The organism is Citrobacter sp. CFNIH10 (genome assembly GCF_002934585.1).
In the GTDB taxonomy this organism is placed as follows: domain Bacteria; phylum Pseudomonadota; class Gammaproteobacteria; order Enterobacterales; family Enterobacteriaceae; genus Citrobacter_A; species Citrobacter_A amalonaticus.
Genome location: NZ_CP026216.1, coordinates 1,252,463 through 1,276,522, shown reverse-complemented (window position 1 = coordinate 1,276,522; position 24,060 = coordinate 1,252,463). Strand labels below are relative to the sequence as shown.

19 protein-coding genes and 1 pseudogene are annotated in these 24,060 nt (G+C 54.7%); 15 read left to right on the top strand and 5 right to left on the bottom strand.

Translation table 11 applies throughout. The features are described from left to right. Positions 1-2: 2 nt before the first annotated feature. Entirely contained in the window at positions 3-1,340 is a 1,338-nt protein-coding gene (gene dsdX / locus C2U53_RS09580; protein ID WP_042998716.1) for a D-serine transporter DsdX, read from the bottom strand. Between the two features lie 230 nt (positions 1,341-1,570). Here dsdX and dsdC point away from each other — a divergent pair, with 230 nt between their 5' ends. Continuing rightward, positions 1,571-2,527, top strand: a complete 957-nt coding sequence (gene dsdC / locus C2U53_RS09575) for a DNA-binding transcriptional regulator DsdC (protein WP_042998715.1) — start codon at positions 1,571-1,573, stop codon at positions 2,525-2,527. Between the two features lie 54 nt (positions 2,528-2,581). Further along, the gene (locus tag C2U53_RS09570; protein WP_099433254.1) at positions 2,582-3,631 is read left to right on the top strand and encodes a cellulase family glycosylhydrolase; all 1,050 of its coding nucleotides are present in this window, start codon (positions 2,582-2,584) and stop codon (positions 3,629-3,631) included. On the opposite strand, the gene emrD is transcribed toward C2U53_RS09570, so the two are convergent. The 3 genes from emrD to tisB form a co-directional block, all read right to left on the bottom strand. After that, on the bottom strand, positions 3,558-4,742 hold the full coding sequence (gene emrD, locus C2U53_RS09565) for a multidrug efflux MFS transporter EmrD (protein ID WP_104445849.1): 1,185 nt from the start codon (positions 4,740-4,742) through the stop codon (positions 3,558-3,560). The two genes, C2U53_RS09570 and emrD, sit on opposite strands and share 74 nt — an antisense overlap. Before the next feature lie 179 nt (positions 4,743-4,921). After that, entirely contained in the window at positions 4,922-5,755 is an 834-nt protein-coding gene (locus C2U53_RS09560; protein WP_054177161.1) for a DMT family transporter, read from the bottom strand. Positions 5,756-5,871: 116 nt separating this feature from the next. Continuing rightward, entirely contained in the window at positions 5,872-5,961 is a 90-nt protein-coding gene (gene tisB / locus C2U53_RS09555) for a type I toxin-antitoxin system toxin TisB (protein ID WP_042323479.1), read from the bottom strand. A gap of 523 nt (positions 5,962-6,484) precedes the next feature. Between tisB and ivbL the strand changes: the two genes are divergently transcribed. From ivbL to ilvN, 3 genes are all read left to right on the top strand, one after another. Next, entirely contained in the window at positions 6,485-6,583 is a 99-nt protein-coding gene (gene ivbL / locus C2U53_RS09545; protein WP_042998711.1) for an ilvB operon leader peptide IvbL, read from the top strand. A 107-nt stretch (positions 6,584-6,690) separates the two neighbouring features. Further along, on the top strand, positions 6,691-8,385 hold the full coding sequence (gene ilvB / locus C2U53_RS09540; RefSeq protein WP_104445848.1) for an acetolactate synthase large subunit: 1,695 nt from the start codon (positions 6,691-6,693) through the stop codon (positions 8,383-8,385). Positions 8,386-8,388: 3 nt separating this feature from the next. After that, positions 8,389-8,679, top strand: coding sequence for an acetolactate synthase small subunit (gene ilvN / locus C2U53_RS09535; protein ID WP_042998709.1), 291 nt, complete (start codon positions 8,389-8,391; stop codon positions 8,677-8,679). 1 nt (position 8,680) lies between these two features. Here ilvN and C2U53_RS09530 read toward each other — a convergent pair whose 3' ends face one another. After that, on the bottom strand, positions 8,681-9,466 hold the full coding sequence (locus C2U53_RS09530; protein WP_042998708.1) for a DeoR family transcriptional regulator: 786 nt from the start codon (positions 9,464-9,466) through the stop codon (positions 8,681-8,683). Positions 9,467-9,792: 326 nt separating this feature from the next. Here C2U53_RS09530 and rbsK point away from each other — a divergent pair, with 326 nt between their 5' ends. The 10 genes and pseudogenes from rbsK (at position 9,793) to C2U53_RS09480 (ending at position 24,023) form a co-directional block, all read left to right on the top strand. Beyond that, a complete protein-coding gene (rbsK, locus tag C2U53_RS09525) occupies positions 9,793-10,713 on the top strand; it encodes a ribokinase (RefSeq protein ID WP_042998707.1) in 921 nt (306 codons plus the stop codon). Between the two features lie 27 nt (positions 10,714-10,740). Then, the gene (fucP, locus tag C2U53_RS09520; protein WP_042998706.1) at positions 10,741-12,054 is read left to right on the top strand and encodes an L-fucose:H+ symporter permease; all 1,314 of its coding nucleotides are present in this window, start codon (positions 10,741-10,743) and stop codon (positions 12,052-12,054) included. Positions 12,055-12,065: 11 nt separating this feature from the next. Next, positions 12,066-13,079: an aldose 1-epimerase family protein gene (locus C2U53_RS09515; protein WP_042998705.1), complete on the top strand. Its 1,014-nt coding sequence runs from the start codon at positions 12,066-12,068 to the stop codon at positions 13,077-13,079. Positions 13,080-13,151: 72 nt separating this feature from the next. Beyond that, positions 13,152-13,745 (top strand): transcriptional regulator UhpA, encoded by a 594-nt coding sequence (gene uhpA, locus C2U53_RS09510; RefSeq protein WP_042998704.1) that lies wholly within the window; start codon positions 13,152-13,154, stop codon positions 13,743-13,745. Then, complete coding sequence (uhpB, locus tag C2U53_RS09505) at positions 13,742-15,244, top strand: signal transduction histidine-protein kinase/phosphatase UhpB (protein ID WP_044256147.1); 1,503 nt, start codon at positions 13,742-13,744, stop codon at positions 15,242-15,244. The genes uhpA and uhpB overlap by 4 nt, the downstream gene beginning before the upstream one ends. 9 nt (positions 15,245-15,253) lie before the next feature. Further along, positions 15,254-16,582, top strand: coding sequence for an MFS transporter (locus C2U53_RS09500; protein WP_044326829.1), 1,329 nt, complete (start codon positions 15,254-15,256; stop codon positions 16,580-16,582). A 142-nt stretch (positions 16,583-16,724) separates the two neighbouring features. Next, complete coding sequence (gene uhpT, locus C2U53_RS09495) at positions 16,725-18,116, top strand: hexose-6-phosphate:phosphate antiporter (RefSeq protein WP_042998701.1); 1,392 nt, start codon at positions 16,725-16,727, stop codon at positions 18,114-18,116. A 161-nt stretch (positions 18,117-18,277) separates the two neighbouring features. After that, on the top strand, positions 18,278-22,369 hold the full coding sequence (locus C2U53_RS09490) for an RHS element core protein (RefSeq protein ID WP_172740568.1): 4,092 nt from the start codon (positions 18,278-18,280) through the stop codon (positions 22,367-22,369). A gap of 565 nt (positions 22,370-22,934) precedes the next feature. After that, positions 22,935-23,630, top strand: a pseudogene (locus tag C2U53_RS09485) (RHS repeat-associated core domain-containing protein); the annotation flags it as partial. Next, positions 23,631-24,023 carry a hypothetical protein gene (locus C2U53_RS09480; RefSeq protein WP_054177244.1) on the top strand — a complete coding sequence of 131 codons (393 nt, stop codon included), beginning with the start codon at positions 23,631-23,633 and terminating at the stop codon, positions 24,021-24,023. It begins immediately after the preceding pseudogene. Positions 24,024-24,060: the final 37 nt, after the last annotated feature.

The window sequence follows — 24,060 nt, the reverse complement described above, 5'->3', positions numbered from 1 at the left end:
GCTTAGATGATAAAGGAAAGCAGGAATGTGCAAGCCAGTGCAATGACCGAGGCGATGAATGTCGCGGTCGTATAGTATTTGAACGTCTCATTCAGGGTGGCGCCGCAATATTGCTTAACCAGCCAGAAGAGGGAGTCGGTGACGATCGTGCAGCCAATGGCACCGGAACCGATGGCAATGGCGATAATCTCCGGACTGACGTTGGGATAAAGCGGCAGCATCGGCGCGACAATCGCCGTGGCGCCCATCATCGCAACGGTGGCTGAACCGACTGCCGCGTGCAGAATCAGCGCCACCAGCCAGGCCAGCAGAATCGGGTGCATATCCATATTGGAAAGGATCACCGCCAGCGTGTCTGCCAGACCGCTGCTTTTGAGGATGGCGTTGAATGCCCCGCCCGCCCCGATAATCAGCAGAATATTGGCGATAGAACCAAAACCGTTTTCGGTATGGGTGAGCAGGGTGCTCATGCCGATATGCTGGCGCAGACCGAGGATGTAATACGCCACGAAGACGGCAATAAACATCGCGGTGATCGGGTTACCGATAAATTCCAGCAGGGTGTACAGCGTGCTGCCTTTGGTCATGTTCAGTTCAGCAACGGTTTTCACCAGCATTAAACCAATCGGTAGCAGGACGGTAAACAGCGTTGCGCCCAGCGACGGCAGCGTGCTTTCTTCGCGTACCTTGAGGTCTGCAAACTCAGCGGGAACCGGTTTGAACGGCAGGCGATTGCCGAGAAATTTCAGGAACAGCGGGCCGCCGATCAGCGACGCCATCAGGCCAACCAACAGGCCGTAGACGATCACTGAACCAATATCCGCGCCCAGTTTATTGGCGACAAACAGCGCTGCCGGGTGCGGTGGTACGACGCAGTGAACGGCCATCAGCGCGGTACATAGCGGGATTGCCAGTTTCAGCAGCGAGGTGTTGGTTTTTTTCGCGATGGAGAACGCCAGCGGAATTAACAGCACCACGCCAACTTCAACGAACAGCGTGATCCCGCAAATCAGCCCCACCAGCACCATAATGACGTCAGCAGAGAGCCAGCGACAGCGCTGGAGCGTTAAGCCGATGCGTTCTGCTGCGCCGGAAACCTCCATCATTTTGCCGAGAATCGTACCCAGACCGATGACGGCGGCGAGAAAGCCCAGCGTACCGCCAATCCCGCTCTCAATGGCGTTGACCATATCCAGCGGCCCCATGCCCATCATGGTTCCCACAAAGAAACTGGCGAGCAGCAGTGCCAGGAACGGGTGGAATTTGAATTTCACGATGGTCAATACAATTAACACAATGCTAATTAGCAGCGTGCTCACAACCCAGATTTGAGAGTGCATATCTCACCTTGCCCTGTGATTAACCTGTCCCTATTGGACAAAAATTCGGCGTGGGCTGACAAACGATATAAATCCTCATTCACATGAATCAGATTGAATCAAAGAGGTGATTTACATCGAATATTCGCGCAATTTTGCGATATGGTTCACCCTCATTCATCTTTATGCTGATTTTTTCTGCGTTTTTTTTTACACTTCGCCGGACTGAAGCTGAAGTCACCGAGGTATAAATGGAACCCCTTCGCGAAGTCAGAAACCATCTCCTCAATGGCTGGCAATTATCGAAACTGTACACGTTTGAAGTGGCCGCGCGACATCAGTCGTTTGCGATGGCCGCAGACGAACTGTCGCTGAGTCCCAGCGCTATCAGCCACCGCATTAACCAACTGGAAGAGGAGTTGGGGATCCAGCTTTTCGTCCGTTCGCACCGCAAAGTGGAACTTACCCATGAAGGTAAGCGGGTGTTCTGGGCGCTGAAATCGTCGCTGGATACGCTGAACCAGGAGATCCTCGATATCAAAAATCAGGAACTCTCCGGGACGTTGACCGTCTATTCTCGCCCGTCTATCGCGCAGTGCTGGCTGGTGCCTGCGCTGGGTGACTTTACCCGCCGCTATCCATCAATCTCGCTCACGATCTTAACCGGCAACGACAACGTAAACCTGCAGCGCGCCGGGGTCGATCTGGCACTCTACTTTGACGATGCGCCATCTGCCCAACTGGAACATCACTTTTTAATGGATGAAGCGATTCTCCCCGTTTGTAGCCCGGATTATGCCCGGCGTTTTGATTTAATGGGCTCGCTGGTGAATTTGCCGCACTGCACGCTGCTGCATGACCGTCAGGCCTGGAGCAATGATTCAGGAACCGATGAATGGCATAGTTGGGCACAACATTTTTCAGTGAATTTGCCGACATCGTCAGGAATTGGCTTCGATCGTTCTGATTTAGCGGTGATTGCCGCCATGAACCATATCGGCGTGGCGATGGGGCGTAAACGGCTGGTACAGAAGCGGCTCGAAAGCGGTGAGCTGGTCGCCCCGTTTGGTGAGATGGCGTTGACCTGTCATCAGCATTACTACATGACGACGTTACCCGGCAGACAATGGCCGAAAATTGATGCCTTTATCACCTGGCTGCGTGAGCAGGCGAAGCCGTTTACCCAAAGCGAAACTGCTACGCGATAACTAAAAAAGCGTGCTAAATACGAGATAGCGCTTGCAACATTACTGAGGGTCATCGTGATTAAACCGCTCGTCTCGCTCTTCGTGTTGGTCAGTTTCGCCCTGGGGGCAGCGCAACCGCCGCTGACGGCAACACATTATGCGCAGCAGCTCGGTGTGGGGATGGACGTCGACTGGGCACGCACGGAACAGGGTATCCGGGAGTTTGACCCGCTGGTGGTGCGGGACTTCCACGCCAAAGGGATTACCCATGTACGCATTCGGGTGGCGGGAGAACCCACCGAGGCGCGGCTTATTCATCTGCGCAAGCTGGTGGAAGCTTGCGAGCAGTATGGCGTCATTCCGGTTATCGCCTACCAGGCCGACGAGTATAAAAATGATCCCAGTGCGAGCAACGAAAAAGAGGTGACCAACTGGTGGGTCGCAGTAGCGCACTATTTCGCTCACCGCGCGCCGCTGCTGGGGTTTGATCTGATTTACGAACCGGCCGGTAAGCTGAATCATAATCTGGCCTCCCTGAACCGGGTGTACGAAAAGACCATTCGCACTATCCATGCTATTGATCCGCAACGGATGATTTTTGTCGCGCCGCGTCTGCGCGCCGCGCCGGAAGAGCTGCCGAATCTACGCCTGCCGCCGCAAAGCCAGAACTATGTCCTGGCGGAATGGCATATCTTCCCGTGGGGACCGGTGAAAAATAACGGTAAATACCCCTGGACGTCGGGGACGGCGACAGAGAAAGCGGCGATTCGCGCGCGCATCGCTAGCGCGGTGCACTGGCAACAAAAAAGCGGGCATGTCAGCTGGGTTGGCGGTTGGGCCACGGGAGAAACCAGTAAGAATCCCCCGTCCTCTTCACAGCTGGCCTTTGCCACGTTTATGGCCTGCGAGTTGAAGAAAGCGAAAATTCCCTATGCGATCAACGCCGATACGCAATTTTACGACGGGGAAGAGGGGGCATGGCGGCCCGCGCTCGAACCGCTGTTACTGGCGATGATTGCGCCGGACTGCGAAACGCCCGGCCACACGGTCATTAAATCGCCTGTCCCTGGTGTGAAAAACGCGCCGCCAGCGGTAGCCAGCACAGTAAAATCAGCAGCCCCATAAGCGTCATCAGCAGGCCGAGGCTGCCCTGCCCGGTTTGTGGCAGCATCGCGGAAAGCCACGCCAGTACGCCGGAGCCAATGTTTTGCAGGCCGCCTACCAGCGCACCTGCTGTACCGGCGAGGAACGGGAACGGCTCCATTGCGCCGCTGGTTGCCAGCGGGAACAGCATCCCGGCACCGAAGAAGAACAGCGCGGCGGGGATCAGCAGCGTCCAGACATTCATCACGCCAAACCAACCGGGAATCCACATCATCAGCCCGGCCAGCAGACAACTCACCACCGACTGCCACATTAGCGTGGAGAAGCGCTTATTCGGGCGACCGGCAAACCATGCGCCGAAAAACGCCGCCGGAATCGGCAGGATAAACAGGATGCTCACCACCATACTGCTCAGCCCTAACACTGCGCCCATCAGCACGCCGGAGCACGCTTCGAACACCGCGATCCCTGCCAGTCCGCCAATCAGCATCAGCAGATAGCAGTTAAACGCGCTGTGACCAAACAAGGTTTTATAGCTGGCAATCAGCCGCGTGCGCGGCGCGCCGGTAGGACGCGTTTCCGGCATCCAGCGCGCCATGCTGAAAGTGACGCCCGCACAGAGCACGAGCAGGAAAACGTAACAGGCGCGCCAGTTCCACATTGTATCCAGCAGCCCGCCAATCAGCGGGGCCAGCAGCGGACTGACCAGGATGCCCATATTCAACATGCTGTTGGCGTGGCGCAGCTGTGTGCCTTCGTACAGATCGCGCGGTAAGGTTCGAGCCATTACCCCGCCGACGCCGGTCCCCATTCCCTGCAACGCACTGGCGGCGATCAGCACCGTCAGGCTGTGAGTCGTAATCGCGACCAGCGTGGCAAGCATAAAAATCGACATCCCGACGAGGATCACCGGGCGGCGTCCGACGCGTTCGGACTGAGGGCCATAAAACAGTTGCGATACGCCATAGGTCAGCAGATAAGCTGCCATCACGCTTTGCACGGCCCCTTCGCGAACGTTAAGCTCGCGTGCCATATCAGCAATGGCAGGGATATAAATGGTTTGTGCCATCTGACCCACAGCCACAAGTAATACCAACATCAACAACAAATTGACGTTTCTCTGCCTTTTCATTTCGCTGAATACTTTTCAAAAAGAGAAAAAATAAGAATAAGGTGCTACGCATTCCCATAAATGCGAGTGAAATCTACCACACTAAAAAAAGAAGGCCAGATGGTGAGCGGGAATGGAAAAGGAGTGAACGGCAGGATATGTAAACAAAAAGCGGCAACAAATGTTGCCGAGTTTGAGTTCTAGGACAGGCGTAACAGAATGGCGCCAGCGGCAATTCCGCCAGCAGCCACCAGGCGCAACCCCACCACTCGTTCCTTCAACAGCAGCCAGGCAATCAGCGCGCCGAACAGGATTGAGGTTTCACGCAGTGCAGCGACGACAGCCAGCGGCGCGAGAGTCATTGCCCAGAGTGCCAGTCCGTAAGAGCCCATGGTGGCAATGCCGCCAAAAATCCCCTTCTTCCAGTGCTGCGTCAGATAGCGCAATGCCTCACGGCGACGGGCCATCATCGCCCATCCCAGCAGGCAGGAACCGTTCAAAAAGAAGGTCCAGAGCGTGTATCCCAGCGCGGTTTCCGAGAGCCTGACGCCGGTGCCGTCGACCAGCGTATATCCGGCGATGAAACAGGCGTTAATCAGGGCGAGCACAATACCTTGCTGCGAACGAGTCCGACCGTTAAAGGCCATGCCGAGGATGGCGGCGCAGATCACCGCGATACCCGTCCAGGCCAGGGCGGACAGGCTGTCGCCAAGAAAAAGTACGCTGATGATGGCCACCAGTAGCGGCGCCGTCCCGCGCATCAGCGGATAGGTCTGACTCATATCGGAAACGGTATACGTTCTGGCGACCAGTACGGTGTAGACCACCTGTAATGCGGTCGAGGCCGCTAAAAACGGGATGCTGGCGGTTGAGGGTGGTGGCGCAAAGGGCAGGCACAGGAGCGCCATAATGGCGGCGGAACCGCTGACGCTGATGGCGGCGTAGAGTTTGTCGTTCCCGGCTTTCACAATGGCGTTCCAGCTGGCGTGCAGCAGTGCGGCGAACAGCAAAATGCAGAAAACAGTAAGGGTCATAGCGCAGACGTCATCAGGGAATGTCATAAAAACGTAACATATCATCACCGCATAAGCATCTGCGATGTAAAAGGGGAGCGGTTGCCCGCTCCCCTTTAGTGCGACTTGAATCTGAATTACTTCAGGTATTTCAGAACAGCATCAAGCAGTTGCATGGCTGCAACAATGAGTTTCAGGATAAGAATAGCGATATCCACGAGGCTCATACGCGTCTCCTTTAGCAAAGGAGCACGGTGCTGACGTGCCTTTCCGCCGCCTGTTATCAGCACCTTTGTTGACATAACACAGTGTGCTCACCGGGGGGGTTAAGGCGCTGACGGCACCACCCGTTTCAGCCAGGACTTTGTTGCGCCGGTTTACGATGCGGCCCCACCTGACACACTGCGTACGGAGATATTATAGATAAATACTGTATGAATGAACAGGTATTTGTGGACAGTACCGAACTTCTGATCCATACTCAAAAGTGTCAAAATCCGTGCCGAAATTGCGTGTTCTTCGCAGAACGCGTATACTTTTGCTGTTGACATAACACAGTGTGCTTTGCGGCAACCAACCGCATCCCGCTGAAAAAACCTCGCTCCGGCGGGGTTTTTTGTTTTCAGGGGTTTTTATTAGCGAAACGTGATCGTCGACGCATTTTTACGCAGATGAAAATTTTTCCGTTGTCAGGTTATGAAAGCTGTGCTTGTATAAATCCTGTTAATCATTAAACAGACAAGGTCCCTAATGAACCCTTCCATGCTGACTGCGACCCTACTAAACACTGCGCCATCTCGCGCAGCGGTCGTCGTGCGTGTGGTGGTGGTCGTCGGCAATGCGCCGTAGGGTCCGGAACAACACACGATTCCAAAACCCCGCCGGCGCAAACCGGGCGGGGTTTTTCGTTTAAGAGACCTGTCCGGAGCGTCGGCCCAGAACAAAAGGACTGGAGCATGGCAAGTTCGGGCACAACATCAACATCCCAGCATACGCGTTTTACGGGCGCTGAATTCATCGTTCATTTTCTGGAACGTCAGGGCATTAAGATTGTCACTGGGATTCCCGGTGGATCGATTCTCCCCGTCTATGATGCCTTAAGTCAGAGCACGCAAATCCGCCATATTCTGGCGCGCCACGAGCAGGGAGCGGGGTTCATTGCGCAGGGCATGGCGCGCACCGACGGCAAACCGGCGGTGTGCATGGCCTGTAGCGGGCCGGGCGCGACCAATCTGGTGACCGCTATCGCCGATGCGCGCCTGGATTCTATCCCTATGGTGTGTATCACCGGGCAGGTTCCGGCCTCCATGATCGGCACCGACGCCTTCCAGGAAGTGGACACCTACGGCATCTCTATCCCCATCACAAAACATAACTATCTGGTCAGACATATCGATGAACTCCCGCAGGTGATGAGCGACGCATTTCGTCTTGCTCAGTCCGGACGTCCTGGCCCGGTGTGGATAGACATACCTAAGGATATCCAGATGGCGGTCCTCGAGATTGACGAGATGCCAGAACCGGCACAGAAAATGGCGACGCCGGAATTCAGTGCAGACAGCATTCGTGACGCAGCCGCAATGATTAACGCTGCACAGCGCCCGGTGTTGTACCTCGGTGGCGGGGTGATTAATGCGCCACAGCGGGTGCGTGAACTGGCGGAAAAGGCGCAGTTGCCGACCACCATGACGTTGATGGCGCTGGGAATGCTGCCGAAAGCGCATCCGTTGTCGTTAGGCATGTTAGGGATGCACGGCGCACGCAGCACCAACTTCATCCTGCAAGAGGCGGATCTGCTGATCGTGCTGGGCGCGCGTTTTGATGACCGGGCGATAGGCAAAACCGAGCAGTTCTGCCCGAACGCCAAAATTATCCACGTCGATATCGACCGCGCGGAGCTGGGTAAAATCAAGCAGCCGCACATCGCGATTCAGGCGGATGTGGATGACGTGCTGGCGCAACTGATTCCACAAATTGAGGCGAAACCGCGCGCAGAGTGGCACCAGTTGGTCAGCGATTTGCAACGTGAATTTCCGTGTACCATTCCACAGGAAAGCGACCCACTCAGTCATTATGGTCTGATCAACGCCGTGGCGGCCTGTGTGGACGACAACGCGATTATCACTACCGACGTGGGCCAGCATCAGATGTGGGCGGCGCAGGCCTATCCGCTGAACCGTCCACGCCAGTGGCTGACCTCTGGCGGGCTGGGCACCATGGGATTTGGTCTGCCGGCGGCAATTGGCGCGGCGCTGGCGAACCCGGATAAGAAAGTACTGTGCTTCTCCGGCGATGGCAGTCTGATGATGAACATTCAGGAGATGGCGACCGCCAGCGAAAACCAACTGGATGTGAAAATCATCCTGATGAATAACGAAGCGCTGGGGCTGGTGCATCAACAGCAGAGTCTGTTTTACAAGCAGGGCGTTTTTGCGGCGACCTATCCGGGAACCATCAACTTCATGCAGATTGCGGCCGGATTTGGTTTGCATACCTGCGATCTGAATAACGAAGCGGACCCGCAGGCGGCATTGCAGGAGATCATCAGTCGGCCGGGACCGGCGCTGATCCATGTCCGCATTGATGCGGAAGAAAAAGTGTATCCAATGGTACCGCCAGGCGCGGCAAATACAGAGATGGTGGGGGAATAAGCCATGCAGAAACAATCACATGAGAACGTCATTCTGGAACTCACCGTCCGCAACCACCCAGGCGTTATGACCCACGTCTGCGGACTCTTTGCCCGCCGTGCATTTAACGTCGAGGGCATCCTCTGTCTGCCGATTCAGAGTAGCGACCAGAGCCGCATCTGGCTTCTGGTCAACGACGATCAGCGTCTGGAGCAGATGATTAGCCAAATCGATAAGCTGGAAGATGTGGTGAAAGTGGTACGTAATCAGTCAGACCCGACGATGTTCAACAAAATTGCCGTGTTCTTTGAGTAAATTAATCGCCGTCTGAATCAGGGGTAATCACGTTGACAGAACCGTTCCGGCAGTGGGTGGCGTAATCTGCCGGTAACGGACGATCGCATATCAGGACATCAAAGGTGGAAAGCGGGCCGATGCTGGCGGGAGCGACCTCATCGAACAGGGCGTAACGCGTCAGTAAAATTTTACGTAGTCCGCGCTCCATCGCTTTACGCTTAGTGGCAAGGTCGTCCGGGTTAAACCAACTGACGCCGAAGTGCTCGTGTACGCCGCTGGCGGAGATAAAGACTTTCCGCGGATTCAGTGAATCCAGTGGTGACGGGTTATTGGCATCGTAGAACGCATCGCTCTTCGCCCGATAGGTTCCCCCGCAGAGGATCGCTGTGGCGTTGGGTTTTTCATTGAGCGCGATAAAAACCTGGTGCGAGTAGCAGATCCCGGTAAAGGTGATCTCGTCCGGGATCATGCTGATCACCAACGGCATCTCCGGACCATTATCAAAAAAGATCAGATCGTTTTCGCTCACCAGACCGGCCGCCAGGATCGCGACAGGCAAATCGTCGCGATGATGGGTTTTAACCGCAGGCAGCGGGGCGTGAGAGGACGCGGCAGGTTTATTCACCATGACGATATAGCCGCCGAGCAGCGTCAGGGGTAACGGTTCGTCATCCTGACTAAGGTCGCGGCGGATGGTCATCACGGAAACCTCCAGCATCCGCGCGGCGTCTTTCAGATGGATGCGGTCGGTCTTCTTCAACAGTTCCATCAGACGTCGAATACGTTCTTTTTGCTTGGTTTCCATTCACCTTCTCCGCGATTCATGTTGCGTATGTTCCATCAGTAACATTTTTGTGTCCACTGGAACATTATGTTGCTGCATTACTATACGTCCGGCAGGCAGGAATTAAAAGCGCGTTCGTTCGCGTTTCTTTGATTATAACTAGTTTAATTTCAGTTAATTGTAACTATTGATGGATGGGGAAGGGTGATTGCATGTGCATAATGCGCCTAATAAATAAACAGTGAAATGATCTTCCAATCGCGATCGTAGTCACAAATGATACGGAAGTAACATGATAATGTTATTTTAATATCATTGTTGTGTGATTGTTTCTGAGAGGTAGTAAAATGGATATCGCGGTTATTGGCTCTAACATGGTGGATCTCATCACCTACACCAATCAGATGCCCAAAGAAGGGGAAACCCTGGAAGCGCCAGCGTTTAAAATCGGCTGCGGTGGTAAAGGTGCGAATCAAGCTGTTGCTGCGGCGAAACTCAATTCGAAAGTGCTGATGCTGACCAAAGTCGGTGACGATATCTTTGCGGATAACACGATTCGCAATCTCGAATCCTGGGGCATCAACACCACCTATGTCGAAAAAGTCCCGTGCACCAGTAGCGGCGTGGCGCCGATTTTTGTGAATGCGAACTCCAGTAACAGCATTCTTATTATTAAAGGGGCGAACAAATTCCTCTCTCCGGAAGATATCGATCGCGCAGCGGAAGATTTAAAAAAATGTCAGCTTATTGTCTTGCAACTGGAAGTTCAGCTGGAGACGGTTTATCACGCTATTGAATTTGGCAAAAAGCATGGTATTGAAGTGTTATTAAATCCCGCTCCGGCATTGCGGGAATTAGATATGTCGTACGCCTGTAAATGTGATTTCTTTGTACCGAATGAAACCGAGCTGGAAATATTAACCGGCATGTCGGTGGACTCGTATGATCATATTCGTGCCGCCGCCCGATCCCTGGTGGATAAAGGGTTAAACAATATTATTGTCACCATGGGCGAAAAAGGTGCGTTATGGATGACGCGTGACCAGGAAGTTCATGTTCCGGCGTTTCGCGTTAATGCTGTTGATACCAGTGGCGCAGGCGATGCTTTTATCGGTTGCTTTGCCCATTACTATGTCCAGAGCGGAGATGTCGAAGCCGCGATGAAGAAAGCCGTCCTTTTCGCAGCGTTTAGCGTTACCGGGAAAGGCACACAATCCTCTTATCCGAGTATCGAACAATTTAATGAATTTCTTACCCTAAACGAATAATACTCCTGCACTGTAAAAGGTAGCACTATGAACGATAAAAACATCATTCAGATGCCCGATGGATATCTGAATAAGACCCCTCTGTTCCAGTTTATTTTGTTATCCTGTTTATTCCCGTTATGGGGATGCGCAGCCGCATTAAATGATATTTTGATTACGCAATTCAAAAGCGTATTTTCACTCAGCAACTTTGCCTCAGCATTAGTTCAGAGCGCCTTTTATGGCGGTTATTTTTTAATTGCGATCCCGGCATCCCTGGTGATTAAAAAGACCAGTTATAAAGTAGCGATATTAATCGGCCTGACGCTGTATATCGTCGGCTGTACGCTCTTTTTCCCGGCCTCACACATGGCCACTTACACCATGTTCCTTGCGGCGATCTTCGCGATTGCCATTGGTCTGAGCTTCCTGGAAACCGCGGCGAACACCTACAGTTCGATGATCGGTCCAAAAGCCTACGCCACCTTACGATTGAATATCAGTCAGACTTTCTATCCGATTGGCGCGGCGTCCGGCATTTTGCTGGGTAAATATCTGGTCTTTTCCGAAGGCGACAGTCTGGAAAAACAGATGGCGGGGATGAATGCCGAGCAGATCCATAACTTTAAAGTGTTGATGCTGGAAAACACCCTTGAGCCGTATAAGTACATGATTATGGTTCTGGTGGTGGTGATGGTACTGTTCCTGCTGACCCGCTTCCCGACCTGCAAAGTAGCGCAAACCGCCAACCATAAACGCCCGTCAGCGATGGACACATTGCGCTATCTGGCGAGCAATGCCCGTTTCCGCCGCGGTATTGTGGCGCAGTTTCTGTACGTGGGAATGCAGGTTGCCGTGTGGTCATTCACCATCCGTCTGGCGCTGGAGTTGGGCGATATCAACGAGCGTGATGCTTCTAACTTCATGGTCTATAGCTTTGCCTGCTTCTTTATCGGTAAGTTTATCGCCAACATCCTGATGACCCGTTTTAATCCGGAAAAGGTGCTGATCCTTTACTCCATTATCGGCGCGCTGTTCCTTGCCTATGTTTCGCTGGCTCCGAGCTTTAGCGCGGTATACGTCGCGGTACTGGTGAGCATTCTGTTTGGACCTTGCTGGGCGACCATCTATGCCGGTACGCTGGATACGGTCGATAACGAACATACTGAAATGGCGGGTGCGGTGATTGTGATGGCCATCGTTGGCGCCGCCGTGGTTCCGGCGATTCAGGGTTATGTGGCGGATATGTTCCACTCGCTACAACTCTCGTTCCTCGTCTCCATGCTGTGCTTCGTTTACGTAGGGGTTTACTTCTGGCGTGAAAGCAAAGTGCGCAGCCTGGCTGAAGCGACTGCATCCTGAGGAGAACGATGATGACAACACGTATTACTCTGTGGCGGACGCTCTTTGGTGAACATCCTCAAGTCCTGCTGGAGAACTGTGATTTCACGGTCACTGCCTTTCGTTATGCCAGCGGTGTGGAAGGGCTGAAGGTGCAGAACAGTCGTGGTCATCTGGTGATTCTGCCCTGGATGGGGCAGATGATCTGGGATGCCCGGTTTGATGGTCACGATCTGACCATGCGCAACATGTTCCGCCAGCCGAAACCCGCAACGGAAGTCGTGGCGACCTATGGCTGTTTTGCCTTCCATTCCGGCCTGCTGGCCAATGGCTGCCCGTCGCCGGAAGATACGCACCCGTTGCACGGTGAAATGGCCTGCGCCGCGATGGACGAGGCCTGGCTGGAACTGGACGGCGACAGTCTGCGCGTGACCGGACGCTACGAGTATGTGATGGGATTCGGTCATCATTATCAGGCGCAGCCTGCGGTGGTGATGCATAAAGCGAGCGCGCTGTTTGATATTCAGATGGCCGTCACTAACCTCGCATCCGTCGCGATGCCGTTACAGTACATGTGCCACATGAACTATGCGTACGTACCGGAAGCCACTTTCAGCCAGAATATCCCGGATGAGGCGCTGCGGCTTCGCGAATCGGTCCCGGCGCATGTGAAACCCACCGCACAGTGGCTGGCGTTTAATCAGCGGATCTTACAAGGCGACGCGTCGCTGGCCGCGCTCAATGAACCTGACTTTTACGATCCGGAAATCGTCTTCTTTGCCGACAAACTGGACAGGTATACGGATAAACCCGAATTCCGCATGATCGCCCCGGATGGCACCACGTTTGTCACCCGTTTCGCCAGTTCGGAACTCAACTATGTCACCCGCTGGATCCTGTATAACGGCGATCAGCAGGTCGCAGCATTCGCCCTGCCCGCCACCTGCCGTCCGGAAGGCTTTCTCGCCGCCCAGCGAAATGGCTCATTACTTGACGTGCCGCCGCAGCAAACGCGGAGTTTTACGGTCACCACGGGTATCGCCTGATCGCTCAAGGCTTGAACAGCAACGCGCTTATCGTTAAGGTAAGCGCGTTTTTTTACCCGCCAGGACAGAGCCATGATTACCGTTGCCCTTATAGACGACCACCTTATCGTTCGCTCCGGCTTTGCCCAATTGCTTGGGCTGGAGGCCGATTTACAGGTGGTCGCCGAGTTTGGCTCGGGGCGTGAGGCGCTGGCGGGATTGCCGGGACGCGGTGTTCAGGTGTGTATTTGCGACATCTCGATGCCGGATATCTCCGGTCTGGAGCTGTTGAGCCAGTTGCCAAAAGGGATGGCGACCATCATGCTCTCGGTACACGACAGCCCGGCGCTGGTGGAACAGGCTCTGAACGCCGGGGCGCGCGGCTTTCTCTCCAAACGCTGCAGCCCGGATGAACTGATTGCCGCAGTACATACCGTGGCTACCGGCGGCTGTTATTTGACGCCAGAAATCGCCGTCAAACTGGCGGCTGGCCGCCAGGATCCGCTGACCCGGCGCGAGCGCCAGGTGGCGGAAAAACTGGCGCAGGGGATGGCGGTAAAAGAGATTGCTGTCGAGCTGGGGCTATCGCCGAAAACGGTGCACGTCCATCGCGCAAACCTGATGGAAAAACTGGGCGTCAGCAATGACGTTGAGCTGGCGCGGCGCATGTTTGACGGCTGGCAATGAAAACCCTGTTGTCACGGTTTATCACCGTTCTCGCCTGTTTTTTTATTTTCTCTGCCGCCTGGTTTTGTCTGTGGAGCATCAGCCTGCATCTGGTTGAGCGTCCGGAACTGGCGGTACTGCTGTTCCCGTTTGGTTTGCGCCTGGGGCTGATGCTGCAATGTCCACGCGGCTATTGGCCGGTATTGCTGGGCGCGGAATGGCTGTTGACCTTCTGGCTGGCGCAGGAAGTGGCGCTGGAGCATCTTCCCCTTTTGCTGATTGGCGGCCTGCTGACGCTGCTGCCCGTGGCGCTGATCTCCCGTTATCGCCATCAGCGTGACTGGCGAACGCTGCTGCTTCAGGGCGCGGCGTTGACGGCGGCAGCGCTGTTGCAGTCGCTGCCCTGGCTGGGACAGGGGGAAGAAGCGTGGAATGCGCTGCTGCTGACCCTGACCGGCGGACTGACGCTGGCACCGATCTGCCTGGTGTTCTGGCACTATCTGACCAGTACGACCTGGCTGCCGCTGGGTCCGGCGCTGGTGTCGCAACCGGTGAACTGGCGCGGTCGGCACCTGATCTGGTATCTGCTGCTGTTTAGCGTCAGTCTGTGGCTCCAGTTGGGATTACCCGCAGAGCTTTCGCGATTTACCCCCTTCTGTCTGGCGCTGCCGATTATTGCGCTGGCCTGGCATTACGGCTGGCAGGGGGCACTGATCGCAACCCTGATGAACGCTATCGCGCTGATTGCCAGCCAGACCTGGCACGATCACCCCGTAGATTTATTGCTCTCCCTGTTGGCGCAAAGCCTGACCGGACTGCTGCTTGGCGCGGGTATTCAGCGTCTGCGCGAGCTGAACCAGTCGCTGCAAAACGAACTGGCGCGCAATCACCGGCTGGCGGAGCGCCTGCTGGAAACGGAAGAGAGCGTACGCCGCGACGTGGCGCGTGAGTTGCACGATGATATCGGCCAGACCATCACCGCGATCCGTACTCAGGCCGGAATCGTGCAGCGGCTGGCGGTTGAAAACGGCGGCGTGAAGCAGAGCGGACAGCTTATCGAACAGCTTTCGCTGGGCGTCTATGATTCTGTGCGCCGCCTGCTGGGACGCCTGCGTCCGCGCCAGTTGGATGATTTAACGCTGGAACAGGCGATCCGCTCGTTGATGCGGGAAATGGAGCTGGAAAGTCGCGGCATCGTCAGCCATCTCGACTGGCGGATCGACGAGACGGCGCTCAGCGAGGGTTTGCGGGTGACGCTGTTTCGCGTCTGTCAGGAAGGGCTGAACAATATAGTGAAACATGCCAACGCCAGCGCGGTGACGCTGCAGGGCTGGCAGCAGGACGAGCGGCTGATGCTGGTGATTGAGGATGACGGCAGCGGTCTGCCGCCGGGCTCCGGTCAGCAGGGTTTTGGCCTGACCGGGATGCGCGAGCGCGTTACGGCGCTCGGCGGTTCGCTGACGATTTCCTGCACGCACGGTACGCGAGTCAGCGTCTCGCTACCCCTGCGTTACGTTTGAGGAGCGGCAATGCTAACCTTTTTTAACGCCCCGGCGAATGCGCCGCAGTTAACGGACAAGCGCGAGATCGACGATCTTTATCGCTACTGGCGTCGCCATATTCTGCTGACCATCTGGCTGGGCTACGCCCTGTTCTATTTCACGCGGAAAAGTTTTAACGCCGCCGTCCCGGACATTCTCGCCAACGGCGTGTTAACCCGCAGCGATATCGGCCTGCTGGCGACGCTGTTTTACATCACCTATGGCGTGTCGAAATTCGTTTCCGGCATCGTCAGCGATCGTTCTAACGCCCGCTATTTTATGGGGATAGGGCTGATTGCCACCGGCATCGTCAATATTCTGTTTGGTTTTTCCACTTCGCTCTGGGCGTTTGCCCTGCTGTGGGCGCTGAACGCTTTCTTCCAGGGATGGGGCGCGCCGGTGTGCGCACGTCTGCTGACAGCATGGTATTCGCGCAACGAGCGCGGCGGCTGGTGGGCTATCTGGAATACCGCCCACAACGTTGGCGGTGCGTTGATTCCGATCGTCATGGCTGCTGCGGCACTGCATTATGGCTGGCGTGCCGGGATGATGATGGCCGGGATGCTGGCGATCGTCGTCGGAATTTTTCTTTGCTGGCGACTGCGCGACCGTCCGCAGGCCGTGGGGCTGCCACCGGTGGGCGACTGGCAGCACGATGCCCTGGAAATTGCTCAGCAACAGGAGGGCGCGGGACTGACCCGTAAAGAGATCCTCACGAAATACGTGCTGCTCAACCCTTATATCTGGCTGCTATCACTCTGTTATGTGCTGGTGTACGTGGTGCGCGCCGCCATCAACGACTGGGGCAATCTGTATATGTCCGAGACGCTGGGCGTCGATCTGGTGTCCGCCAACATGGCGGTGACGATGTTCGAGCTGGGCGGATTTATCGGCGCGCTGGTGGCGGGCTGGGGGTCAGACAAACTGTTCAACGGCAATCGCGGGCCGATGAACCTGATTTTTGCCGCCGGAATTTTGCTTTCGGTGGGTTCACTGTGGCTGATGCCGTTTGCCAGTTATGTAATGCAGGCGGCCTGCTTCTTCACCACCGGATTCTTTGTCTTTGGCCCGCAGATGCTGATCGGTATGGCGGCGGCGGAGTGTTCGCACAAAGAGGCGGCAGGGGCGGCAACCGGATTTGTTGGGCTGTTTGCTTATCTCGGTGCATCGCTTTCCGGCTGGCCGCTGGCGCAGGTACTGGAAACCTGGCACTGGACCGGTTTCTTCGTGGTCATCGCTATCGCTGCCGGGATCTCCGCCCTGCTGTTACTGCCATTCCTCAACGCCCAGGCTCCACGTGAGGCCAGCGAAGCGTGATGCAGTTCACTTTTTTACCGCGAGTGGGGCAAAACTAAGAAATTTTCCCGGTTTCGCCTGGACGCTGTCTCAGGCATGTCTCCCGACTGATTTTTACAATGCCTGCCATTCGCAGGTATAAAAATTAGCCCGGGAGTGTCCTATGCTGGCCTTTCTAAACCAGGTGCGTAAACCGACCCTGGATCTGCCGCTCGATGTGCGGCGCAAGATGTGGTTCAAACCGTTCATGCAGTCTTATCTGGTGGTCTTCATCGGCTACCTGACTATGTATTTGATCCGCAAGAACTTTAACATAGCCCAGAACGATATGATTTCCACCTACGGGTTGAGCATGACGCAACTGGGGATGATTGGTCTGGGGTTCTCCATCACCTACGGCGTAGGTAAAACGCTGGTTTCCTATTATGCGGACGGCAAAAACACCAAGCAGTTCCTGCCGTTTATGCTGATCCTCTCTGCAATTTGTATGCTCGGCTTCAGCGCCAGCATGGGAACGGGTTCCGTAAGCCTGTTCCTGATGATCGCCTTCTATGCCCTGAGTGGTTTCTTCCAGAGCACCGGCGGCTCGTGCAGCTATTCCACTATCACCAAATGGACGCCTCGCCGTAAGCGCGGCACTTTCCTCGGCTTCTGGAATATCTCTCATAACCTTGGCGGCGCAGGTGCGGCAGGCGTGGCGCTGTTCGGTGCGAACGTGCTGTTCGACGGACACGTGATTGGGATGTTTATCTTCCCGTCGATTATCGCTCTGATTGTTGGCTTTATCGGTCTGCGCTTTGGTAGCGACTCGCCGGAATCGTATGGTCTCGGTAAAGCTGAAGAACTGTTCGGCGAAGAGATCAGTGAAGAGGATAAAGAGACCGAAGAAAATGACATGACCAAATGGCAGATCTTCGTTGAATACGTGCTGAAAAACAAAGTGATCTGGCTGCTCTGTTTCTCGAACATCTTCCTGTACGTGGTGCGTATCGGCATCGATCAGTGGTCTACCGTGTACGCTTTCCAGGAGCTGAAACTGTCCAAAGAGGTGGCAATTCAGGGCTTTACCTTGTTTGAGGTGGGGGCGCTGGTCGGTACGCTGCTGTGGGGTTGGCTCTCGGATCTGGCGAACGGTCGCCGTGCGCTGGTGGCCTGCGTGGCGCTGGCGCTGATCATCGCGACGCTTGGCGTGTACCAACATGCCAGCAACCAGTATGTCTATCTCGCGTCACTGTTTGCGCTCGGCTTCCTAGTGTTTGGCCCGCAACTGTTGATTGGCGTGGCGGCGGTGGGTTTTGTTCCGAAAAAAGCCATTGGCGCGGCGGACGGTATCAAGGGTACCTTTGCGTACTTGATCGGCGATAGCTTTGCCAAGTTAGGTCTGGGGATGATTGCCGACGGTACGCCAGTGTTTGGTTTGACCGGCTGGGCGGGTACCTTCGCTGCGCTGGACGCCGCCGCTATCGGCTGTATCTGCCTGATGGCGATGGTTGCGGTTATGGAAGAGCGCAAAATACGCCGGGAAAGAAAAATTCAGCAGTTAAGAACCGCTTAAGTGTGTAATTGGTAACATTTTGCCCAGCCTGCGCGCTGGGCTTTTTTCCTCCCGCCTAAACGTTTTCCGAATCCGGGCAATATTTCTCTCCCCTCGCAGTTTTCCCCCATGATGCCAGCTTAAGGTAATCCTTCTGATTTATATGCAAAAAGGGTTTAAGCATGAGTGGAAAACCGGCGGCGCGTCAGGGCGACGGCACCATGAAGGGTGGCCCGATAATCCAGGGCTCTGCGGGTGTGATGATTGGCGCACCTACCGGCGTGGCCTGCTCGGTCTGCCCGGGAGGGATGACTTCCGGTAACCCGGTCAATCCGTTGCTGGGTGCAAAGGTGCAGCCCGGCGAAACCGATTTCGCCCTGCCGGGTCCGTTGCCGTTTGTGCTCTCGAGGACTTACAACAGCTACCGGACGAAAACGCCTGCACCGGTGGGTATTTTTGGCCCCGGCTGGAAAGCGCCCTTCGATATCCGCTTACAAATCCACGATAACGAACTGATCATTAACGATAACGGCGGCAGAAGCATCCACTTTGAGCCGCTGTTTCCCGGTGAAACGGCCTTCAGCCGCAGCGAATCGCTCTGGCTGGCGCGGGGCGGCGTGCCGGCGCTGCATGAAAGCAATCCGCTGCACACACTGTGGCAGTCGTTGCCGGAAGACATTCGCACCAGTCCACACGTGTATCTGGCAACCAACAGCGTTCAGGGACCGTGGTGGATCCTGGGCTGGTCTGCGCGCGTACCGGGAGCGGAGGAACCCTTACCTGCCCCGCTGCCGCCGTACCGGACGCTGACGGCTCTGGTGGACAATTTAGGGCGGAGAATGGTCTTCCATCGTGCCGCTACCGGTGATGCAACCGGGGAAATCACCGCCGTGACGGACGGTGCAGGCCGCCGCTTCCGGCTGGTGCTGACTACGCAGGCGCAGCGGGCAGCACAGTACCGGAAGCAGGTAACCGCCAGTGGCACAAAACCCCTTCCCTTCCCGGATGCTCTGCCCGCCACCGCGTACGGCACGGACAACGGCCTTCGTCTGGCAGAAGTATGGCTGATCCACGACCCGGAATACCCGGACACTCTGCCCGCCGCGCCGCTGGCGCGATACGACTATTCCCCGCGTGGCGAACTGGCAACGGTATACGACCGCAGCGGCACGGCAGTACGCCATTTTACGTATGACCCGCCGCATCCGGGACGCATGGTGGCACACCGTTATGCGGGCAGACCAGAGATACGCTATCGCTATGACATCGCCGGGCGGGTAACGGAACAGCGTAACCCGGAAGGCTTAAGCTATACCTACTCGTATGAACAGAACCGCGTCATTATCACCGACAGCCTGAACCGCCGCGAGGTGCTGCACACCGAAGGCGAAGGCGGGCTGAAGCGGGTGGTCAGACAGGAACGCTCCGATGGCAGCGCCATTCACAGTGAATACGACCCGGCAGGGAGACTTATTGCGCAGACCGATGCGGCGGGCCGTAAGACGGAATACCGCCTGAGTCCCGGCTCCGGCCAGTTAAAAGAAATCATCGCGCCAGACGGCAGGCGTACTGAATTTTATTACAACAGCCAGCGCCAGTTGACGGACACCGTATACCCGGACGGCCTGCAAAACCGGCAGGAATACGACGTTCAGGGCAGACTCACCGCCGACACCCTGCGCGACGGCAGCACCACCCGCTGGTTTTATGACAACCCGCACAGCGAATACCCGTCTGCCAGCGAAGACGCCACCGGCAGCCGGAAACAGATGACGTGGAGCCGCTACGGGCAGTTGCTCACCTTCACCGACTGCTCCGGCTACCAGACCCGTTACGAATATGACCGCTTCGGTCAGGCCACTGCCCTTCATCAGGAAGAAGGCCTCAGCCAGTACCGTGCTTACGATGACCGGGGCAGACTGGTCAGCCAGAAAAATGCACAGGGCCACGAAACCCGCTATGAGTACAGCATCGCGGGCGACCTGATGGTCGTGCTCCACCCGGACGGCAGCAGGCAGACCACAGAGTATGATGCCGCTGGACACCCGGTGAGCACCACCACTGGCGACCTGACACGCCGGGTAGAATACGACGCCGCAGGCCGTGTGACGCAACTGACCAACGAAAACGGCAGCCACACCACTTTCACTTATGATGTGCTGGACCGGCTGGTGCAGGAAGCGGGCTTTGACGGCAGGACGCAGCGTTATCAGTACGGTATTACCGGGCAGCTTATCCGCAGTGAGGACGAAAGCCTTGTCACCCTCTGGCATTACGATGCGTCAGACCGCCTGACATACCGAACGGTGAATGACGAAGAGGCAGAACGCTGGCAGTACAACGAGCGTGGCTGGCTGGCCGAAGTCAGCCATCTCAGCGACGGCCACCGCGTCGCCGTGCAGTATGAGTACGATAAACAGGGACGGATGAACCTTGAACGCCAGACGGTGCAGCATCCCGAAACGGGAGAGCTGCTGTGGCAGCACGAAACCCGGCACGATTACAGCGATAAGGGACTGCCGGACCGCGTGACACCGGACGCCCTTCCCCCGGTGGCGTGGCTGACCTACGGCAGCGGGTATCTGGCCGGCATGAAGCTCGGCGACACGCCGCTTATCGACTTCACCCGCGACCGCCTGCACCGGGAGACGCAGCGCCGCTTCGGCGAATACGACCTGACCACGGCATACACCCCAGGCGGTCAGCTACAGAGCCATCACCTCAGCATTCTTCAGCTTAACCGCGACTACACCTGGAACAGCGGCGGACAGCTGGTCCGCATCCGCGGGCAGCATGAGCAGCGGGATTATCAGTACGGCGACGCCGGGAGGCTCCTCGGTACACATATCACATCGCCCCACCACGACCTGGCGCAGTGGACGTTCACCGACCCGGCGGGCAACCGGACAGCGCAACGGGATAGATACCCGATGCTGCCGGACCATTTCCGGGATAACCGCATCACCCAGGATGTGGAGAATTTTTACCATTATGACGAACACGGCAGGCTGACAGAGAAAGACGAGCGCCGGATACGCCCGCACGGCAGCGTCGTGCATCATTACCGCTATGATAACCAGCACCGGCTGACGCACTACCGCCGGATGCAACAGGGCAACGTGCTGACGGAAAGCCGCTATCTTTACGACCCGCCGGGCCGCCGCGTCAGCAAACGGGTGTGGGCATGTACGGTATTTCACGATGGCTCGTGTTCACAGCCGGCACTGCAGGAAACCGTGTGGTACGCCTGGGATGGCGACCGGCTGACCACCACGCAGACGGACAAAACCCGCATCCAGACGGTGTACCTGCCGGGAAGCTTCACGCCGCTCATCCGTATTGAAACGGCAACCGGAGAACTGACCAGAGCCATCCGCCGCACGCTGGCGGAGAAATTTCAACAGGAAGCAAACGTGACCTTCCCGCCGGAACTGGTGGCGATGGTGGATAATCTGGAAGCAGAGCTACGGCGCGGGGAACTCAGCGAAGCCAGCCGGGCGTGGCTGGCACAGTGCGGCCTGACGCCGGAGCAGATGAAAAATCAGCTGGAGCCGGAATACACGCCGGAACGCAAAATCCACCTGTACCACTGCGACCACCGGGGACTGCCGCTGGCGCTGATTGACGTTAACGGGGCCATTGCATGGCGCGCAGAGTTTGATGAATGGGGGAATGTGCTGCGGGAAGATAACCCGTATAACCTGCAACAGCTCATCCGTCTGCCGGGGCAGCAATATGATAAAGAGACGGGGTTGTACTATAACCGGCACCGGTATTACGACCCAGCACAGGGAAGATATATCACGCAGGACCCGATTGGGTTAGCGGGAGGGTGGAATCTGTATCAATATCCGCTTAACCCGGTCACAAAAATAGATCCATTGGGGCTATTCCAAATGTGTCACAGGGATCTTCTTCTACCCATTCCCTATGCGAGGCATTGTTACGTAAAATTTGATGATGGCTCAACATCAAGTTATGACCCTAAAGGGGTTAATCCCGATCCCGACCCGCATCAAGAAGGTACTGTTTGTACAGAACCCAAACAACCCGCTCTTGATGATTGTATTAAGAAAGCGATGGATCAATGTAAGGGAAAAGATTACAGTTTTACGGAATTCAATTGTTGTCATTGTGCTGAACAAGCAATGAAAGAGTGTGGCACATCAATACCTAAGGGGGCCTGGCCCAACTCTCCAGTAAATCCTGGACCTCAGCCCGGTGAGAATGGATTCACTCCAGACCCAGTGTATAATTCAACGCTGGGGAAATAATGTTATGACTACAAAAAGAATAATCGTTATTGGTATCACAATCATCATAATTAGTAGTGTTTTTTTATGGTTAAGCTCTCTCATTCATAGCTATGTCTATAATAGAATGCACATTAACCGTAATGGTTTATTGACATGCCTTTGGTTATTGAATTCTTTTTCATCATATCTTCTTTATTTTTATAATATCAGAGGAAAATTGCTAATAAGTCTCCTGTATATATTATTTTTGGGCGGTCTAATGACGCTTATGCATTTTATATTTTGGAATGAAACATATGGTGATTTTTCTGGGATTGAAGGATTAAAAGTTATCAGTGGTGTTTATTTTGCTATCAGTACGATAACTATATGTATTGGAGTCGGAGTTGGTTTTATTACCTCCTGCTTAAAAAGAAAATGATATGTTGGAGGATTTGCTTAATGAATATTACCCATCAGGGGGAGGGTAACATCCGATCAATTAGTCGTAGGGATGAAGGATTGTACTATGATTGTTGTTGCTATGATAAACCGTCTTATCGACGATTCATCATTCAGGAATAGAGCCAGCAGTGGCGAAGCGGTATTACGTGCAGAATATGATGAATGGGGGAATATGCTGCGGGAAGATAACCCGGAGAATCTGCAACAGCTCATCCGCCTGCCGGGACAGCAATGGGATAAAGAGACCGGACTGTACTATAACCGGCACCGGTACTACGACCCGTTACAGGGAAGGTATATCACGCAGGACCCGATTGGGTTGGAAGGGGGGAAAAACGCATATTCATATCCACTGAATCCAGTGCAATACGTTGATCCATTAGGGCTTAGTACTATGTTAATAGGTAACGGTCCCGTTCCTGATAATCCTTTTGGGCATGCTGCCGCAGCAAATCGGTATGGATTAATGAGTTCGGGAACTGGGGATGAGATGGGAGCTTCTGTGTCTGATTATTTTAAAAAGATGCAACCCCGTAGAGATACTTGGATTTGGATAATAGATACAACAGATGAAGAAGAACAATGTATGATGAATAAGGCAATCGACCTTAATAAAAACCTAAAAACTATTAGCCTCGGGCCTCTTCCTATTGCAAATAACTGTTTTAGCCGGACGAACATGATTTTTGAGGCGTGTGGCTTTAGTAACCCCACTATGAATACAAATTCACCTATAAGCCTACAAGTGCTCGGTGAGCTTTATGGTTCTCAAAGATATATTATACCTAAAGGTTCTTTCACTGGATTCCCATTTAAATTTCAAGAGGTAAAATAGATGAAAATAATTGGGAAGATATTGGCAGTAATAACCCCCATGATAATTACATCTTGCGACTATTACAATGCCGGGTTAGAGTATCAAGATAATACAGCCCTCGAGCAAGTCGTAGCATGGGATTCTGATAATATATTCACACCTAATATATTTGAATATGATGGGAAATGTTTTATGAAAAAAAATGAAACATGGATGTTATTAAATGGAGATGCAACGCCTAACATTAGAACGATGAGCGATAAGAAAATTCAATGTCTGGAAAAGAGTGAAGTAGAATGGGCTAGCAGAGTTTGCGACAGTATCACAAACAATAGAAAGGAAAATCTTAAGGCATTAATATGTAGCAAGCCAGCTATATCAATTAATACAGATAAAAGGCCAGCGTTATGATATTGAAACGGACGCTGCGCTATTTCACTATTACATT

What these genes read in the sequence shown, in the direction of transcription:
- dsdX (WP_042998716.1), bottom strand. Translation starts at nt 1,340, where the DNA reads ATGCACTCTCAAATCTGGGTTGTGAGCACGCTGCTAATTAGCATTGTG.
- dsdC (WP_042998715.1), top strand. Translation starts at nt 1,571, where the DNA reads ATGGAACCCCTTCGCGAAGTCAGAAACCATCTCCTCAATGGCTGGCAA.
- emrD (WP_104445849.1), bottom strand. Translation starts at nt 4,742, where the DNA reads ATGAAAAGGCAGAGAAACGTCAATTTGTTGTTGATGTTGGTATTACTT.
- C2U53_RS09560 (WP_054177161.1), bottom strand. Translation starts at nt 5,755, where the DNA reads ATGACCCTTACTGTTTTCTGCATTTTGCTGTTCGCCGCACTGCTGCAC.
- tisB (WP_042323479.1), bottom strand. Translation starts at nt 5,961, where the DNA reads ATGAGCCTCGTGGATATCGCTATTCTTATCCTGAAACTCATTGTTGCA.
- ivbL (WP_042998711.1), top strand. Translation starts at nt 6,485, where the DNA reads ATGAACCCTTCCATGCTGACTGCGACCCTACTAAACACTGCGCCATCT.
- ilvB (WP_104445848.1), top strand. Translation starts at nt 6,691, where the DNA reads ATGGCAAGTTCGGGCACAACATCAACATCCCAGCATACGCGTTTTACG.
- ilvN (WP_042998709.1), top strand. Translation starts at nt 8,389, where the DNA reads ATGCAGAAACAATCACATGAGAACGTCATTCTGGAACTCACCGTCCGC.
- C2U53_RS09530 (WP_042998708.1), bottom strand. Translation starts at nt 9,466, where the DNA reads ATGGAAACCAAGCAAAAAGAACGTATTCGACGTCTGATGGAACTGTTG.
- rbsK (WP_042998707.1), top strand. Translation starts at nt 9,793, where the DNA reads ATGGATATCGCGGTTATTGGCTCTAACATGGTGGATCTCATCACCTAC.
- fucP (WP_042998706.1), top strand. Translation starts at nt 10,741, where the DNA reads ATGAACGATAAAAACATCATTCAGATGCCCGATGGATATCTGAATAAG.
- C2U53_RS09515 (WP_042998705.1), top strand. Translation starts at nt 12,066, where the DNA reads ATGACAACACGTATTACTCTGTGGCGGACGCTCTTTGGTGAACATCCT.
- uhpA (WP_042998704.1), top strand. Translation starts at nt 13,152, where the DNA reads ATGATTACCGTTGCCCTTATAGACGACCACCTTATCGTTCGCTCCGGC.
- uhpB (WP_044256147.1), top strand. Translation starts at nt 13,742, where the DNA reads ATGAAAACCCTGTTGTCACGGTTTATCACCGTTCTCGCCTGTTTTTTT.
- C2U53_RS09500 (WP_044326829.1), top strand. Translation starts at nt 15,254, where the DNA reads ATGCTAACCTTTTTTAACGCCCCGGCGAATGCGCCGCAGTTAACGGAC.
- uhpT (WP_042998701.1), top strand. Translation starts at nt 16,725, where the DNA reads ATGCTGGCCTTTCTAAACCAGGTGCGTAAACCGACCCTGGATCTGCCG.
- C2U53_RS09490 (WP_172740568.1), top strand. Translation starts at nt 18,278, where the DNA reads ATGAGTGGAAAACCGGCGGCGCGTCAGGGCGACGGCACCATGAAGGGT.
- C2U53_RS09480 (WP_054177244.1), top strand. Translation starts at nt 23,631, where the DNA reads ATGAAAATAATTGGGAAGATATTGGCAGTAATAACCCCCATGATAATT.